This is a genomic window from Streptomyces sp. SID5643, from assembly GCF_009872555.1.
GTDB lineage: Bacteria > Actinomycetota > Actinomycetes > Streptomycetales > Streptomycetaceae > Streptomyces > Streptomyces iakyrus.
Genome location: NZ_WWIC01000268.1, coordinates 1 through 929, shown reverse-complemented (window position 1 = coordinate 929; position 929 = coordinate 1). Strand labels below are relative to the sequence as shown.

Below are 929 nucleotides of genomic sequence, written 5' to 3'. Positions count from 1 at the left end.
CGGTGCGGGCGCCGCGGGCGGCGGGGGCGACCGGGACGAGCCCGGCGGTGACCGGGGCGGCCGTGCCGGGCGGGGGTGGTGCGCAGCCGCGTGCGGCGCGAGCGCCTCCGTGTCCGGTGGCGGTCGGATCCGCCCCGACGACCGCCCGTTTGCAGACGTTCCGCTGCTGAGTGACGGCAGTACCGACCAGGGCCTGCGCCGTGCGGCCCGAGTACTGCCCGGTGCCGGTACGCGGTGATGTGCAGGCCTTCATGTGTCCCCATGCCGATGACACAGGAGGCAGAGTTGCCTGGAAAGCGCGTTCTCGTTCTGAGGCCGGACGAACTCGGCCCCAACGACAAGAAGATGTGGCGGGAGATCCGGACCGAGTCCGGCGCCCCGGCGAATCCGTTTCTCGACCCGGTGTTCACCGCGGCCGTGGGGCAGGTCAGGCCGGCTGCCCGAGTGGCGGTGCTGCTGGACGACGGCTCCCCGGTGGGGTTCTTCCCGTACGAGGCCTCCGTGCTGGGGCGGGGCCGGGCCATCGGGCTGGGGGTGTCGGACAGTCAGGGGGCCGTGCTGCGCCCCGGGGTACGGCTGGACGCCCGCCGGCTGTTACGGGTCTGCGGCCTGGCGTCCTGGGAGTTCGACAACCTCGAAGCCGGCCAGGAGGCGTTCACGCCGCACGCGGTCGAGGAGCTCGCCTCCCCGGTCGTCGACATCGGCGACGGTTTCGAGGCGTACCTGCGAAGGCTGCGGGCGCAGTCGCCGGGCTTCCTCAGACAGACCCTGGCCAAGGAGCGCAAGCTGGCCCGGCAGGTCGGCGAGGTGCGCTTCGTGTACGACGCCCTGGACCCCGGCGCGCTGCGGGCTCTGATGGAGTGGAAGTCGGCGCAGTACCGGCGGACCGGCCGGCGGGACCGGTTCGCCCAGGAGTGGATCACCCGGCT

At 73.2% G+C, this 929-nt stretch carries 2 protein-coding genes; one reads left to right on the top strand and one right to left on the bottom strand.

Going from position 1 to position 929, the window contains the following annotated elements:
- A partial coding sequence (locus GTY56_RS40885) for a hypothetical protein (protein ID WP_237525102.1) occupies positions 1-253 on the bottom strand: 253 nt, incomplete at its 3' end.
- Positions 254-267: 14 nt separating this feature from the next.
- Between GTY56_RS40885 and GTY56_RS30005 the strand changes: the two genes are divergently transcribed.
- Positions 268-929: GNAT family N-acetyltransferase (locus GTY56_RS30005; RefSeq protein ID WP_202510917.1), on the top strand; the 662-nt coding region annotated here is incomplete at its 3' end.